The organism is Streptomyces sp. NPDC017095 (genome assembly GCF_044332325.1).
GTDB lineage: Bacteria > Actinomycetota > Actinomycetes > Streptomycetales > Streptomycetaceae > Streptomyces.
Genome location: NZ_JBIROU010000014.1, coordinates 87,363 through 101,602, shown reverse-complemented (window position 1 = coordinate 101,602; position 14,240 = coordinate 87,363). Strand labels below are relative to the sequence as shown.

The 14,240-nt window shown below is 73.4% G+C and carries 11 protein-coding genes; 4 read left to right on the top strand and 7 right to left on the bottom strand.

What is annotated here, in order from left to right:
* Positions 1-69: 69 nt before the first annotated feature.
* A complete protein-coding gene (locus ACH4OA_RS26080) occupies positions 70-2,172 on the bottom strand; it encodes an N-acetylmuramoyl-L-alanine amidase (RefSeq protein WP_397939506.1) in 2,103 nt (700 codons plus the stop codon).
* A 476-nt stretch (positions 2,173-2,648) separates the two neighbouring features.
* A complete protein-coding gene (locus tag ACH4OA_RS26075; RefSeq protein ID WP_397971274.1) occupies positions 2,649-4,223 on the bottom strand; it encodes a M1 family metallopeptidase in 1,575 nt (524 codons plus the stop codon).
* A gap of 219 nt (positions 4,224-4,442) precedes the next feature.
* Between ACH4OA_RS26075 and ACH4OA_RS26070 the strand changes: the two genes are divergently transcribed.
* Positions 4,443-6,053 (top strand): peptide-N4-asparagine amidase, encoded by a 1,611-nt coding sequence (locus tag ACH4OA_RS26070; RefSeq protein ID WP_397971271.1) that lies wholly within the window; start codon positions 4,443-4,445, stop codon positions 6,051-6,053.
* 91 nt (positions 6,054-6,144) lie between these two features.
* On the opposite strand, the gene ACH4OA_RS26065 is transcribed toward ACH4OA_RS26070, so the two are convergent.
* Positions 6,145-6,594, bottom strand: coding sequence for a MarR family winged helix-turn-helix transcriptional regulator (locus ACH4OA_RS26065; protein WP_397971268.1), 450 nt, complete (start codon positions 6,592-6,594; stop codon positions 6,145-6,147).
* Between the two features lie 113 nt (positions 6,595-6,707).
* On the opposite strand from ACH4OA_RS26065, the gene ACH4OA_RS26060 reads away from it, so the two are divergent.
* Both ACH4OA_RS26060 and mltG read left to right on the top strand, forming a co-directional pair.
* On the top strand, positions 6,708-8,510 hold the full coding sequence (locus ACH4OA_RS26060) for an ABC transporter ATP-binding protein (protein ID WP_397971265.1): 1,803 nt from the start codon (positions 6,708-6,710) through the stop codon (positions 8,508-8,510).
* Between the two features lie 42 nt (positions 8,511-8,552).
* On the top strand, positions 8,553-9,452 hold the full coding sequence (gene mltG, locus ACH4OA_RS26055; protein ID WP_397939499.1) for an endolytic transglycosylase MltG: 900 nt from the start codon (positions 8,553-8,555) through the stop codon (positions 9,450-9,452).
* A gap of 12 nt (positions 9,453-9,464) precedes the next feature.
* On the opposite strand, the gene ACH4OA_RS26050 is transcribed toward mltG, so the two are convergent.
* The 4 genes from ACH4OA_RS26050 to ACH4OA_RS26035 form a co-directional block, all read right to left on the bottom strand.
* Entirely contained in the window at positions 9,465-10,541 is a 1,077-nt protein-coding gene (locus ACH4OA_RS26050) for an NAD(P)-binding domain-containing protein (RefSeq protein WP_397971263.1), read from the bottom strand.
* 97 nt (positions 10,542-10,638) lie between these two features.
* Positions 10,639-11,646: an ABC transporter substrate-binding protein gene (locus tag ACH4OA_RS26045; RefSeq protein WP_397971260.1), complete on the bottom strand. Its 1,008-nt coding sequence runs from the start codon at positions 11,644-11,646 to the stop codon at positions 10,639-10,641.
* A 121-nt stretch (positions 11,647-11,767) separates the two neighbouring features.
* Positions 11,768-12,505, bottom strand: coding sequence for an ABC transporter ATP-binding protein (locus tag ACH4OA_RS26040; protein WP_397947047.1), 738 nt, complete (start codon positions 12,503-12,505; stop codon positions 11,768-11,770).
* Positions 12,478-13,368 carry an ABC transporter permease gene (locus tag ACH4OA_RS26035; RefSeq protein WP_397971258.1) on the bottom strand — a complete coding sequence of 297 codons (891 nt, stop codon included), beginning with the start codon at positions 13,366-13,368 and terminating at the stop codon, positions 12,478-12,480. The genes ACH4OA_RS26040 and ACH4OA_RS26035 overlap by 28 nt, the downstream gene beginning before the upstream one ends.
* A gap of 413 nt (positions 13,369-13,781) precedes the next feature.
* Here ACH4OA_RS26035 and ACH4OA_RS26030 point away from each other — a divergent pair, with 413 nt between their 5' ends.
* Complete coding sequence (locus tag ACH4OA_RS26030; protein ID WP_397971255.1) at positions 13,782-14,204, top strand: secondary thiamine-phosphate synthase enzyme YjbQ; 423 nt, start codon at positions 13,782-13,784, stop codon at positions 14,202-14,204.
* Positions 14,205-14,240: the final 36 nt, after the last annotated feature.

Here is a 14,240-nt window from a genome sequence, read left to right as displayed (position 1 = left end):
GCACCGCCTGCGTCAGGAGACCGAGGGTCAGGCGGCCGCGCCCGGAGGCACGCGCGCGGCCGCCGCGCGTCATCGCCCGGCCGGGCGGCCCTGCTCTCCACCCGGTCCCGCCGCGGCGGACGAGTCCACCAGGTCCACGTCGCTCGCCCGGACGTAGGCGAGCCGGTGGCCGAACTGGATCTCGTAGTACCGCTCGCGGCCCCACACCACCGGGTTGGGCGTGTCGGTGAAGGTCTTGGCGGTGTAGGAGCTGCCGACACCGGACTGCGTCACATACCGCTGACCGGCCCGGAAGCCGTACGGCAGCGGCGACTGCTCCGGTTCCTCCATGTCCTCCGGGTAGGCGTCCTCCTCCGGGAGGGCCCGCCCGTACACCGGCACCTCGTCCAGGCCCTCCTTCGGGGTGACCATGCGGCCGGCCGCTCCGACGGCGGTCGGGTGCTTCTTGGGGTTCTGGAACCACGCTTTGTGGCCCTGGAACCAGATCGCCGTCCACTCGCCGCTTCGGCCGGCGACGGCGAAGGTCTGGCCGGCGGAGACGCGCGACCCGAGATCGTTGACGTCCACGGTGGAGTCGTCGCCGTCCGGCTTGCGGCCGGGGTCCTGGATCAGCGCGGCGCGCTCGTTCGGCTCGGTGTACAGGCGCACGGCGCTGGAGCCGTGCGGCCGACACGGTGAACCACTGCCGGTGCACCCGGTGAACCGCGGCTTGTGCGTGGCGTACTCGGGCAGGATGGTCACCATGTCGCTGTCCGGTCCCGCCGTGGCCCGCAGTGGTGCGCCGAGGAGGTCGAAGTAGTGCCGCCAGTCCCAGAAGGGGCCGGGGTCGTCGTGCATGTCGGGGATGCTGTCGGTGGTCGGGGCCGGCACGTTGTCGTGGCCGAAGATGTGCTGCCGGTCGAGCGGGATGGCGTACTTCTTCGCCAGGTACCGCACCAGGCGCGCCGAGGCCTGGTACATCCGCTCCGTGTACCAGGTCCCCGGCTGGGTGAGGAATCCCTCGTGCTCGATGCCGATCGAGCGGGCGTTCACGAACTGGCTGCCGGAGTGCCAGGCCTCGTCCTTCGTCCGGACGTGCTGGGTGACGTGGCCGTCGCTGGACCGGATCGAGTAGTGCCAGGAGGACTCCGTCGGGTCCTGCACGGTCTGGAACATGCTCGGCAGGTTGGCCTCGGTGTCGTGGATGACGATGTAGTCGATCGGCTGGTCCCGGGGGCGGTCACCCAGGTCGTGGTTGCCGTAGGTGTCGTCGATCTCCTGGTACGGCGCGCCGAGCCAGTCGCAGGCCAGTTCGGCGGGGCATTCGACGTTCTTCGACCGTGGGGGGCCCGCGGCGGTCTGGGTGCGGTGGCGCGGGTGCACCCGGGGAGTGGCGGGGAGCGTGACGTCCTGTCCTTCGGCGGTGGTGCGGTGCGCGCCCCGGCGGATCAGCGCGAAGACGTCGTCGGCGTAGGCGGCGGCCGACGTGACGTCACGGGTGCCGGGGAAGCGGGCCACCGCCTCCCACCAGTCCCCGGGGTCGGCGCTGAGGGGCTTGCCGAGCTGGCGTTGGGTGGCGGCCAGGAGGGCGGCGCCGCCGCGTACGTTGGCGACGGCGTCCTCGCGAAGGCGTGCGGCCGGGGTCTGGATCAGCCGCGCCGCGCGGTCCAGGTCGGCCGGCTGCACGGCGTGCCCGGGCGAGGAGTCCGCGGGGCCCGGGGAGGCCGCGGAGCCGGTGGTCCCCGCCGGGCCCGCGGTGGCCGTCGAGCCTCCCGAGGCCGTGGAGTCGGGGACGGCTGTGGAGCCGGGCACGGTCGTGGAGCCGGGGGCGGTCGTGGGACCCGGGGCGGTCGTGGAGCCGGGGGTTTCCCTGGCGCCCGGACCCGCGGCCTCCGTGCCGGGCAGGGCGTGCACGCCGTCCGCCGGACGCGGGCCGGCCGGGGGTGACGATGCCGTGACGAGGCCGGTGTCCAGCAGGTGCATCGGGCCGAAACCGCCCGCGACGCTGGGCGCGCCCGGGTGGGAGTCCCAGCGCGACTGCATGTAGGAGACGCTCATCAGCACGCTGCGCGGCACCCGGAACTCGCGCGCGGCTTGGGTGAAGGCGTCCTGCAGACGCCGGTCGGAGGGGTCGTCGGTGCCGGACATCGGGAGGATCAGCAGCGGGGGCAGCAGAGCCGCCCCGGCGATCACACAGGCCGTACGGCGGCATCTCCGGACAGCACCGGGGACACGAGCAGCGACAGTTCTTCTCATTGCAGAGGCTCTCCCAACCACGCTCGTTCACAACCCGGGCAAAGGAGTTGCCCGTCGCGCCACCCCTCGTACGTTTCCGTGCCCTGCGCGCCGTGTCGTGGCGAGCGTCACCGGGGTGGACCAGCGGCCCCCCAGAGGCCACCCGGTCGGCGGCAGTGACTCGGCTGCCCGGGGCAACCAAACGCACCCGCCGCGTCCTGGTGCCGGGTGCGGTCGCGTTCCGCGGTGATGCCGGGTCGCGTTCCGCCGTGATGCCCGGGCCGCGCCTCGGTGTGATGTCCCGCGGCGCCCCGGCCCGGCGCCCGCCCCGGCCTGGCGCCCCCGCCCGGCGTCCGCCCAGCTCCGGTCCAGCGCCCAGCCCCGGTCCAGGGTCCGCGCCCGGCGCCCCCGCCCGGCGCCGACCCCGCCCCCGATCAGTCGTCGACCGGGTCCACCTCCCAGTCGGGATGTCCCGGCATGGGTGGCGTGTGCGCGCCGTACAGCCACGGCGTCAGGAAGGTGTTCAGGTCCTCGCCCGCGATGCGGGAGGCGAGCGCGACGAAGTCCCGGGTGCCGGCCGCCCGGCCCCGGTAGGCGCTCACCCAGGCCCGTTCGATCCGTGCGAAGGTCTCCTCGCCGACCTTCTCGCGCAGCGCGAACAGCACCAGCGCCGAGCCGTCGTAGCGCATCACCTTGAACAGCGTCGCGGCGGTGGGTTCGGCGGGCGCTCCCTCGTCGTGGCGCCACTGGTCGTGCTGCTCGTACGCCGCCCGCATCGCGGACTCCAGGCTCACGCCGCCGTGCTCGGCGGAGTACAGGCGCTCGTAGAAACGGGCGTGACCCTCGCTCAGCCACAGGTCGGACCAGCGCCGGAGGGCGACGCTGTCCCCGGTCCAATGGTGCGTCAGCTCGTGGACGAGGTTGCGTTCGGCGTCGACCCGGTCGCCCAGCAGGTCGTCCCGGGGCAGGACGGAGAGCGACTGGGTCTCCAGCGCCACCGGCAGGTCGGTGTCGCCGACCAGCACGCCGTAGCGGGGGAACGGGTAGGGGCCGAGCCGCCGCTCCAGCCAGGCCAGGTGGTCCGGGGTCAGCGAGCGGTACTCCTCGGTGTCCGCGACCAGGCCCTCCGGCACCACGTCCCGGACGGGCAGCCCGCGCGGACCCTCGCTGTCGACGAACGTGAACCTGCCGATGGCCAGCTGGACGAGCTGGGCCGCGATCGGCTGTTCGGAGTCGTACGTCCACCGGGTGCGGCCACCGGGGCGCCGGGCGGTGCCGACGAGCCGTCCGTTGGCCACCGCGCTCAGCCCGGGAGGAGTCGTGATGTGGAACGTGACGGGTGCCCGGAGGCTGGGGTGGTCGTTCGCCGGGAAGATCATCCGGGCGCCGTCGGGCTGCGCGCAGACCACGGTTCCGTCGGGCGTGGGCACCCAGCCGTAGTCCTGGATCACGTCGTCGCGGTGCCGCCCCTGCGTCGGGTCGGCGGTGTAGGCGACGCGGACCGTGAACGCGCCGCCGCGCGGGATCGGCTGCGCGGGAGTGACGACGAGTTCGTCACCGTGGCGTTCGGCGGTCACCGGCGCGCCGTCGACGGTGACGCGGTGCAGGGTGTTGCCCGCGAAGTCCAGGTCGAAGCGGGACAGTGCCTGGGTGGCCGTGGCGCTGATGGCGGCGGCCGCCTCGAAGGGCGTGCGGGGAGCCCGCCAGTCGAAGTCGAGTGTGTACCGGCGGACGGTGTAGCCGCCGTTGCCGGCCAGCGGCATGAGCGGATCGCCAATGCCCGGCGCGCCCGGGGCCGGGGCGGCCGAGGTGGCCGAGGTGGCCGAGGCGCCGGGGGCGGGCGTGCCACGGCCGGGACGGGGGCTCGGGTGCGCGGACAGGGCGTCACGCGTGAGGAAGACGGCGGCGGTGAGTGCCCCGGCCGCCGCGAGCGCGGCGGCCGTGCGGCCGAGTGCCGTGCGCCGCCCGTGTCCGAGCCGGGACACCGGGCGCGTGACCGGCGCCTTCACCGGAGGGACCCGTGGGCGTCACGGCGACGGGGAAGCGGGCGCGCGGCCGTGCCCGCCGCGGAACCGTGTCCCGCGCGACCACCGGCGGTGAGGATCTCCATGCCCGCACTATGCCAGTAAGGAATGCTTATATCACTAATGTCCCTTCGGTGGGTCATCGCGTCGATCCGCCCGAGGCATCCTTGCGGGGCGGTCCGTCCGCGCCGTAGAACACGGGTCATGAGAAGCCGGTTAGTCAGGTCCATGCTCGCCGGGGTGACCCTTCTGGCGGGCACTCTCCTCGGCGCGAGCACGCCGGGCGCACAAGCGGTGGACGTGCCCGCGGAGTTCGGCACCGACTGGCACGACCCGGTGACCGCCGCCCCGCCCGTCGGCCGGCCGCACACCGCGTCATGCCAGGTGACGCTCGCCGACGCGCGGTTCCGCGACTTCACGCCCTACCGCGGCGCGTACACGCCTCCCGAGGGCTGCGGCGACCGCTGGAGCAAGGTGGTCCTGCGCCTCGACGGCAAGGTGAAGGGCCGTCAGTACGACCGGCTCGGCTCGCTGCGCGTCGGCGGCGTCGAGATCCTGCGCACCTCCACACCGGAGCCCTCGCCCGACGGCATCGAGTGGCACGTCGAGAAGGACGTCACCCGTTACAGCGACACCTTCCGCGCCGCCCGGGACGTCGAGATGCTGATCGGCAACGTGGTGGACGACACCTTCACCGGCGTCATCGACGTCCACGTCACCCTGGCCTTCTATGCCGGACGCCCCGCGGCCCCCGCGCCCGACCGCGTCCTCACCCTCGCGGGCGCGCCCACCGGTACGACGCTCACCACGCCGCGCAACAGCGAACGGATCGTCGCCGAGGTGTACGCCACCGGTTCGGGCGGCGGCTGCGAGGAGTTCTGGTACCTGACCGTGCCCGACCCGGCGCCGTACTCGTGCACGGCAGGCGACGGCCCGTACCGGGAGGTGCGGGTGAGCGTCGACGGCCGGCTCGCCGGCATCGCGGCGCCGTTCCCGCACGTGTGGACGGGCGGCTGGTCCAACCCCTTTCTCTGGTACGTCCTCCCGGCCCCGCGCGCCTTCGACGTGCGGCCCGTCGCCTACGACCTCACGCCCTTCGCCGGCGTGCTCAACGACGGCCGGCCGCACCGCGTCGAGGTGTCGGTCGCCGGTGTGCCCGCGGGACAGCCGGGCTGGAGCACCGCGGTGAACGTCCTGGTCTGGCGGGACCCGCACCGCGCCCGCGTCACCGGAGCGCTCACCGAGGACACGGCGACCGCTCTGACCGACTCCTCGCGCTACACGCCCGGCGCGGAGCACCGGGTCGCCACCGAGGCGGGACACCGGCTCACCGTCTCCGGCTACCTGGACACCTCGCACGGACGCGTCACCACCACCGTCACCCGGACGCTCGCGCACACCTCCGTCCACCGCTGGGCCGACGGCGAGACCAGGGACGGACTCGACGCCGTCTGGAGCGACGACGAGACGGTCGGGGTCACCGGCCACGGCCCCGCGCGGACGACGCGCACCCACCGGACGTACACCATGAACGGCGCCACCACCCTCGGCCCGGACGACCGGCTGCGCACCGTGCTCACCCTCGGCGACCGGGCGTCGGTGCAGACGCGCGCGGACGGCCGGCGCGCCGCGTGGTCACGGCTGGACGACACCTACCGGGGTGACGCGGCGTACACGCTGAACGTCCCGCGTGACCAGCGGCACGCCGTGGGCACGTCGGCCGAGCGCTATCGCCTCGGCGGTTCGGGCGGCTGCCACGACCGGTCGCTGGCCACGGTCCAGGGCGTGCTGACGGAGGACCGCGACCGCTGCTGACGCCGGCCGGTGCGGGCGCGCGCGATCCCGCCGGACCGGCCGCGCCACGGGGGCGCCCCGGCCCCCGGTCCGCGCCGCGGGGGCGCGGCGGTCAGCAGCGCTGGGCCGCGTCCCCGTCCACCAGCGCGTCCAGCAGCACGCCGAGCACCTGGCGCTCCTTCTCCGTCAGCGGCGCGAGTATCTCCTCGGCCGCCGAGCGGCGGGCGCCGCGCAGCTCGCGCAGGGCCGCGCGGCCGTCCTCCGTCAGCTCGATCCGGGTCACGCGCCGGTTCGCCGGGTCCGCAGCCCGCCGCACCTTGCCGCTCGCCTCCAGCCCGTCGACCAGCGTCGTCACCGCGCGCGGCACCACCTCCAGGCGCTCCGCCAGGTCGGCCATGCGCGGTGGCGAGGGATAGTGCGCGAGGGTGCGCAGCAGTCTGGACTGGGCCGGGGTGACACCCAGGTCGCGCTCTTCCAGATGGCGTTTCTGGATGCGGTGCACCCGGCGGGTGAGCCGTAGCAACTGCTCGGCGAGCAGGCCGTCGGGATCGGGTGTGGTCATGCGGGAACAATATCAGGATGCCGTTCATTGTGAGTATAGGTAACAATGAGCTACGATCCGTCAGGCATCGCCGGCCGCCCCCGGGCCGGCGTCCGTCCCCTCCGTAGGAGCCCATGCATCCCGACCGTGAACCCTCCTGGACCCCACCTGCCGACGCGGGCGACCAGCCCCGGCAGGTGCGCCGCATCCTGCGGCTCTTCCGTCCCTACCGCGGGCGGCTCGCCGTCGTCGGCCTGCTCGTCGGCGCCTCCTCGCTGGTCTCGGTGGCCACGCCGTTCCTGCTGAAGGAGACGCTCGATGTCGCCATCCCGCGGGGCCGTACCGGACTGCTCAGCCTGCTCGCGCTCGGCATGATCCTCAGCGCCGTCCTCTCCAGCGTCTTCGGCGTGCTCCAGACGCTGATCTCGACCACCGTCGGCCAGCGGGTCATGCACGACCTGCGCACGGCGGTCTACGGCCGGCTCCAGCGCATGTCGCTCGCCTTCTTCACCCGCACCCGCACCGGCGAGGTGCAGTCCCGCATCGCCAACGACATCGGCGGCATGCAGGCCACCGTCACCTCCACCGCCACCTCGCTGGTCTCCAACGCCACCAGCGTGATCGCCACGATCGTCGCGATGGCCGCGCTGGACTGGCGGCTGACGCTCGTCTCGCTGGTCCTGCTGCCGGTGTTCGTCTGGATCAGCCGCCGCGTCGGCAGGGAACGCAAGAAGATCACCACCCAGCGGCAGAAACAGATGGCCGCGATGGCGGCCACCGTCACCGAGTCGCTCTCGGTCAGCGGCATCCTGCTCGGCCGCACCATGGGCCGCTCCGACTCGCTGACCGCGTCCTTCGCCGGGGAGTCCGAGCGCCTGGTCGACCTGGAGGTCAGGGCGAACATGGCCGGGCGCTGGCGCATGGCCGTGATCACGATCGTGATGGCCGCCATGCCCGCCGTCATCTACTGGACGGCCGGCCTCGCCCTCCGCTTCGAGGGTCCCGGCGTCTCCCTCGGCACCATCGTCGCCTTCGTCTCGCTCCAGCAGGGCCTGTTCCGGCCGGCCGTCAGCCTGCTGGCCACCGGCGTCCAGATCCAGACCTCGCTGGCGCTCTTCCAGCGCATCTTCGAGTATCTGGACCTGCCGGTCGACATCAGCGAGCGCGAGCGGCCGGTCCGGCTGGACCGGGTCAAGGGTGAGGTCCGCTTCGAGGGCGTCGCGTTCCGGTACGACGACAAGGGCGGCCCCGTCCTCGACGGCATCGACCTCACCGTGCCGGCCGGCGGCAGCCTCGCGGTCGTCGGTCCGACCGGCGCCGGCAAGTCCACGCTCGGCTATCTGGTGCCCCGCCTGTACGACGTCACCGGCGGCCGCGTCACGCTGGACGGCGTGGACGTCCGCGACCTCGACTTCGACACCCTCGCCCGCGCGGTCGGCGTCGTCTCCCAGGAGACGTACCTCTTCCACGCCTCGGTCGCCGACAACCTGCGGTTCGCCAGGCCGGACGCCACCGACGAGGAACTGCACGCGGCGGCCAGGGCGGCGCAGATACACGACCACATCGCCGCGCTGCCCGACGGCTACGACACGGTCGTGGGCGAACGCGGCCACCGCTTCTCCGGCGGCGAGAAGCAGCGCCTGGCCATCGCCCGCACCATCCTGCGCGACCCGCCGGTCCTCATCCTGGACGAGGCGACCAGCGCGCTCGACACCCGTACGGAGGCCGCCGTCCAGGAAGCCATCGACGCGCTGTCGGCCAACCGCACGACGATCACCATCGCCCACCGTCTGTCCACCGTCCGCGACGCCGACCAGATCGTGGTGCTGGACTCCGGACGCGTCGCCGAACGCGGCACGCACGAGGAACTGCTGGCGCGGGACGGCCGGTACGCGGCGTTGGTGCGCCGTGATGCGCAACTGCAACCGACAAACTGACATATGCCGGGTTTATGGCGATGAGCGTATTACCGTGCCCGCATGCAGACGAACACTCCGCCACGGACTTCGATCCGACTGACCCGCCGGGGCCGACTCGCCACCCTCGTGGCCGGAGCCGTCGTGGCCGGCACCGCCGTGGCGGTGCCGCTGCTGATGCTGGCGGGCGACCGCGGGCAGACGAGGACCGCCACACTGGTCATCCCGGACGGCTGGCGCGCGAGCCAGGTCTACGACGCGGTCGACAAGGCGCTCCGGCTGCCCCCGGGCAGCACCCGCAAGTCCCTCGGCAAGGCCGCGCTGAAGCTGCCGAGCGAGGCCGCGGGCAATCCGGAGGGCTACCTCTTCCCGGCCACGTATCCGATCCCGGACGGAGCGACCCCCGAGTCCCTGCTGCGGGCCATGGTCGACGCCGCCAACGACAAGTACGACCTCGCTCCGGTCACGGCGGGAGCGCAGCGCAACGCGATGAACCTCCACCAGGCCGTCACGGTCGCCAGCATCGTGCAGGCCGAGGCAGGCAGCAAGGCGGACATGGCCAAGGTGGCCCGGGTCATCCTCAACCGGCTGCAGCGCGGCATGCCGCTTCAGATGGACTCGACCGTCGACTACGCGCTCAGCCACGACCCCGCCCGCACCGGCCAGAGCGGCAGCCAGGCCCAGAGCCCCTACAACTCCTACCAGCGCATGGGCCTGCCGCCGACCCCGATCGACAACCCCGGCCAGGACGCGATGCGCGCCGCCCTCAACCCGGCGCCGGGCGACTGGCTGTACTTCGTCGCGGTCAAGCCCGGCGACACCCGCTTCACCGCGGACTACGACGAGCACCTGCGCAACGTGGCCGAGTTCAACGCCTATCGCCAGCGCCCGACGGACCAGCCCGACACCGGTGTGCCGTGGTCCCCGCCCTCCTCGCTCTCCGGGCAGCCCTCGGCCGGCTGAACCGGCCCGGCCTCACGCGGCGACGCGCTCCCCGGGCGGCAGCCGCCGGATGTCCCGGACCGCCGCGCGGCCGGCCCGGTTCGCCCCGATGGTGCTGGCCGAGGGACCGTAGCCCAGGAGGTGGACCCGCGGATCGGCGACCGCCCGGGTGCCCTCCAGCCGGATGCCGCCACCCGGCTCGCGCAGCCGCAGCGGGGCGAGATGGCCGAGCTCGGGCCGGAAACCGGTCGCCCACAGGATCACGTCGGCGGTCACCTTCCGGCCGTCCCGCCACTCCACACCGTCCGGACCGATCCGGTCGAACATCGGCAGCCGGTCCAGGACCCCGTCCGCCAGACCCCGCCGAACGGCGTCGTTCAGGGGCAGCCCGGTCACCGAGACCACACTGCGCGGCGGCAGCCCCCGGCGCACCCGCTCCTCCACCAGCGCCACGGCCGCGCGGCCCGCCTCCTGGTCGAAGGGCCCCTCCCGGAAGACCGGGGGCCGCCGGGTGACCCAGGTGGTCGCGGCGGCGTACGGGGCGAGTTCCAGCAGGTGCTGGGTGCCCGAGGCGCCTCCGCCCACCACGACGACCCGCTGCCCGGCGAACTCCTCGGGACCGGCGTACTGCGCGGTGTGCAGCTGCCGCCCGCGGAACGTCTCCTGACCGGGGTAGCGCGGTCGGAACGGCCGGTCCCAGGTGCCGGTCGCGTTGATCAGCGCACGCGTCGACCAGACGCCCTGCGAGGTCTCCACCCGCAGCCGGCCGCCGGTGCCCTCCCGTACCGCGCGCACGTCCACGGGACGCCGTACCCGCAGGCCGAAGGCGCGCTCGTACCGGTCGAAGTACTCCCGGACGACCTCGGACGAGGGCCGCGCCGGGTCGGCGCCGGTCAGCTCCATGCCGGGCAGGGCGTGCATCCCGTGCACCTTGCCGAAGGTCAGCGAGGGCCACCGGAACTGCCAGGCGCCGCCCGGCCCGGGGGAGTGGTCGAGGACCACGAAGTCGCGGTCCGGCTCCCAGCCGGTCCGCCGCAGGTGGTAGGCGGCGGACAGACCTGCCTGGCCCGCGCCGATGACGACGGCCTCGACCTCGCGTGCTGCGTTCACGCCCTTGCCAACAGGGAGCCGTGCGCGGATCTTCCCGGCGGCTCACCGCGGGCGGACGCCGAGCGGCCGGCGGGAACCCGCGCCGCCAGGGCCTTCCTCAGTGCCTGGCCGGGGTCGTCGAGGGCGGCAGGCCGCCGTTGTACCGGGAGTCGACGAAGCCGGCGAAGTCGACCTTGCGCGGAATGAGCCGCAACTCGGCGAAGGTGTCGGCGATCCGCTGCTCCGAGGCGACCAGCGGCTTGTCGACGGCGACCGCGACCCGGGTGGAGTTCGTGCGCCGTACGGAGGCCAGTGCCACCTCGTACGGCAGACCGGTGTCTTTCGCCCACACGGCGGCCCACTCCTTCTGGTGGCCGTTCACCCAGGCCGTGGCCCGCCGCAGCCGTGCCAGGTAGTCCTTGACGGCGGCGGCCTTCTCCGGGTCGCGCAGCGCGGCGGGCGAGGCGACCTGGAAGGTCAGGCCGTTGGTGACGCCCTCGCCGGTGGTGAGCACCCGGCCCCGCCCGGCCTGGAGGATCTGCGAGGTGTACGGGTCCCAGACCGCCCAGGCGTCGACCTTCCCGGAGGTGAACGCGGCGAGCGCGTCGGCCGGCTGGAGGTACGTGACCTTCACGTCGGACAGGCGCAGCCCCACCGCCCTGAGCGAGGCGACCAGCTGGTAGTGGGCGGACGAGCCCTGGGCGACGGCGACGGACCTGCCCTTCAGCTGCTCGGGCCCGGTCAGCCGCGAACTCTTCGGCACGAGGATGGTGTCGCCCTTGGAGGTGCCGTGCCAGGCCGCGACGACGGTGATCTCCGAGCCGGCACCGGCCGCGAAGACGGGCGGGGTGTTGCCGACGCCGCCGATGTCGACGGCTTTGGCGTCGACGGCCTCCAGCAGGGGCGGACCGGAGGTGAACGTCGACCACTTGATCCTGTAGTGCAGGTTCTCCAGTTCCCCGGCGGCCCGCAGGATGGCCTCCGAACCGCCCTTCTGGTCACCCACGTCGAGCGTGACCGGGCCCGCTCCGTCGGTGTCGGTGCTCGCGGTGGAGTTCCCGCCGCAGGCGGTGAACAGGAGCGCGAGAGGCAGGAGCAGCACGGCGGGGACGAGACGTCGTCGCATGACGGTTCCGTTCGGGTGCGAGGGCTTCCAGGGACCGGGGGGCGGGTTCGGGGATCAGGCGGGTGTGAGGACTTCCAAGGACCGGGCGGGTCGGGGTGGCGGGTGCGAGGGCTCTCGGGGATCAGGCGGGTTCGGTGGCCGTGTCGACGCCGAGCCGTTCGAGCAGCCGGACGCGGAGCGCGGCGAACCGAGGGTCGGTGATGTCGCGCGGCCGGTCGAGACCGACGCGCTGCTCGTGGGCGATCCGTCCGCCGTCCATCACCAGGACGCGGTCGGCGAGCAGTACGGCCTCCTCGACGTCGTGCGTGACCAGCAGCACCGCGCAGCCCCGGCGCTGCCACACCTCCCCGACCAGCCGCTGGGCCGTGATCCGGGTGAGGGCGTCGAGCGCGCCGAACGGCTCGTCGAGCAGCAGCAGGTCGGGTTCGCGGACCAGGGCGCGGGCGAGGGAGGCGCGCTGGGCCTCGCCGCCGGACAGGGTCTTCGGCCAGGCGCCGACCCGGTGCCCGAGGCCGACCTCGTCCAACGCCCGCTCGGCGACGGCGCGTTCGGGCCTGCCCGGCAGACCGAGCAGGATGTTGCGCCACACCTTCTTCCAGGGCATGAGCCGGGGTTCCTGGAAGGCTACGGCCCGGCGGCGCGGCACCAGGGCGGTGCCCTCGATGTCCCGGTCCAGGCCGGCGAGGATGCGCAGCAGGGTCGACTTGCCACAGCCGCTGCGGCCGAGCAGGGCCACGAACTCGCCGGGAGCGATGTCGAGCCGCAGATCGTCGATGACCGCGTGGCCGTCGAAGGAGCGGGTCAGCCCTTCCACCCGCACCGCCTGTCCGGTCACCGGCCGGTGAACGTCGGTCGCCATTGCAGCAGCAGCCTTTCGAGGGAGCGGACGATGGAGTCGGCGAGCAGACCGAGGAAGGCGTAGATGATCAGGCAGACCACGATGACGTCGGTCCGCAGGAAGTCCCGCGCCTGCACCATCAGGAAGCCGATGCCCGCGTCGGCGTTGACCTGCTCGGCGAAGACGAGCGCGAGCCAGGCGATGCCGAGCGAGTAGCGCAGCCCGGTCAGCGCCCCGGGCAGCGCTCCCGGCAGCACCACATGCCGTACCAGGCCCCACCGTGACAGCCCCAACGACTCGCCCGTTTCGATCAGTTGGGCGTCGACACCGCGGATGCCCGCGTAGACGTTGAGATAGAGCGGGAAGGTGACACCGAGCGTGATGATCGCGATCTTCGGGGTCTCGCCGATCCCGAACCAGATGATGAACAGCGGGATGAGGCCGACGAACGGCACCGTGCGCAGCATCTGCACCGGCGCGTCCACCAGGTCCTCGCCGACCCGGAACAGGCCGGAGAGCAGGGCCAGTCCGGTGCCGGTCACCGTGCCGGCCAGCAGGCCGAACGCGACCCGCCGCAGCGAGGTCGCCATCGCCGAGGGCAGTGAACCGTCGGCGATCAGGTCCCAGCCGACCCGCCCGATCCGGCCCGGCGAGGCGAGCGTGTCCGCGGCCAACACCCCGGTGTTGCTGAGGAGTTGCCACAGGGCGAGCAGCAGGAGCAGACCGGCGGCGCGGCGCAGCCAGCGCGGGATCCGGGCGCGGTGGGCGAGGGCGGGGACGACGGGCTGGAGATCGGGCGGGATGGCCGGCGTGGGGCCGTCCGGCCGGGGGATACCGGCGACACCGGGTGTCGGGGGATTGGGCGGGGCATGGCTGATGCTCATGGACGCTCCACGGGGGAGAGCGGGAGGAGGCGGGGACGACGGCCCGGCACCGCCGCGTCCCGCTCCTCTACGTCATGCTCCGGTCAACCACCGTCGGCGACTGGCCTGACGGTGCGAAGGGCGGTGCGGATGACGTGCGCGAGGGAGACATGCGGGGGCGGCGGCCCGGAGTCCGCGAGCGGACAGCGCGGAGAGGGAGGAAAAGCGTCAGCGGCCGCGGCGACACGCGGCGGAGACCACCCGCAGCAGGTCGATGTGACCGCGCGTGGTGAGATGGGCTGAACGCAGCATGCGGCAGAACGTAACCAGCCGGACGCGCACAGGTCAACGGTGTCTCGTCCAGCGGACCGCGCGTATCAGCGCATGGTGGTGCCGGGGCGTGTGAAAACCGGCGCATGGGTCAGGATGGGGGCATGTCCGATGCCTTCACCACGCGCATGCTGAACGTCTCCACCGGCTCCCGGGAACGCGTCGTCGATCTGACCGCCGACTGCGAGGAGTTCCTGCGGGAGACGGCGGCCGGCCGGGACGGTCTGCTCAACATCTTCGTCCCGCACGCCACCGCCGGGATCGCCGTCATCGAGACGGGCTCCGGCAGCGACGACGACCTCCTCGCGGCGCTGCACACCCTGCTGCCCGCCGACGACCGCTGGCAGCACCGGCACGGCAGCCCCGGCCATGGGCGCGACCACGTCCTGCCGGCGATCGTCCCGCCGCACGCCACGCTCCCGGTGATCGCCGGCCGGCTGGAGCTGGGCACCTGGCAGTCGGTGTGCCTGGTGGACACCAACAAGGACAACCCCGACCGGCGGGTACGGCTGAGCTTCCTGGGCTGACCTCGCCCGACGGGGCGGAGCCGGGCTTCCCCGGCC